The sequence below is a fragment of the Kitasatospora sp. MBT66 genome, assembly GCF_000710405.2.
Lineage (GTDB): Bacteria > Actinomycetota > Actinomycetes > Streptomycetales > Streptomycetaceae > Kitasatospora > Kitasatospora purpeofusca.
Map to the genome: position 1 here is coordinate 1,184,987 of NZ_JAIY01000006.1, position 1,104 is coordinate 1,186,090.

General features: G+C 80.1%; 1 protein-coding gene. It reads right to left on the reverse strand.

Annotation, left to right across the window (positions count from 1 at the left end):
* Positions 1-72: 72 nt before the first annotated feature.
* Positions 73-1,104, reverse strand: a 1,032-nt coding sequence (locus tag BI06_RS17740; RefSeq protein WP_051741203.1) for an HD-GYP domain-containing protein, incomplete at its 5' end; no start/stop codon positions are given.

Here is a 1,104-nt window from a genome sequence, read left to right on the forward strand (position 1 = left end):
GCCCCTCGCGGCGCCCCTCGCGACAGGACGCGGGACTGGCCCGCCGCCCCGTGCCGCCGACCGCCCCGGCCCTCAGCCGCGGACCCGGACCAGCGCGTCCACCACCCGGGGGTCGTACAGCCGCCCCCGCCCCAGCCGCAGCGCCTCCAGCACCTCCAGCCGGCCGACCGCCTCCCCCAGCCCGCGCCCCCGGGCCGCCGTCAGCAGGTCGTCGTGCGCGTTCGCCACCCGGATGATCCGCGCCGCCAGGGGCACCGCCCGCCCGCCGCCCTCCGGCCCGGGGTGCGGATCGGCCAGCCGGGCGACCTGTTCGGCCACCTGCCGGGGCACCCCGGTGCGCCGGATCACCTCACTGCCCAGCCGGGCGATCCGCTGCTGCTCCTCGTCCGGCAGCAGCGCCGTCGCCCCGCCCGGCACCGGCTCCACCAGCGACAGCTGCCCGACGTCGTGCATCAGCGCCGCGTACTCCAGCAGGGCCAGCTCCCGGGTGCCCAGGCCCAGCTCCCGGCCGACCGCGCAGGCCGTGTCGGCCACCCGGCGGGCGTGCCCCGGCGGTGTGTAGCCCGCCACCTCGGTGGCCTTGGCCAGACTGGCGATGGTCTGCCCGGTGGTGGCCCGTACCGCCGCCGCCCGCCGGAACGACACCTGCGCCAGCAGCAGCGGCGCGCAGAACAGCGGCAGCGCCCACAGGCCCACCTCCCCGGCGGCCAGACTGACCAGCATCCCGGTGGCCGCGATCGCCGAGCCGATCCCGAACAGCGAGCGCAGCTCGTCCTCCAGCCCGGCCGGGAACCGCAGCCCGCTGCGGGCCCGCCGCAGCACCGCCGCCAGCACCGCGTCGCACAGCGCGGCCAGCGCGGCCACCGCGGTCAGGAACGCCCCGTACGCCGGGCCGTCGGCGGAGAACCGGTCCACCACCCCGCTGTTGTAGAGCGGCTGGAACACGGCGGCCGCGAACGCCGCCCCGAGCAGCCGCCGCGCCGCGCCGTCCCGGCGGGCCCGCTCCCGCCAGGGCGCCCGCACCCGCCGGCGGACCCCGTGCCAGGGCCCCAGCGCCGGCGCCAGCGCCCCGGGCAGCAGCGCCAGCAGCAGGCCCGCGCCGGT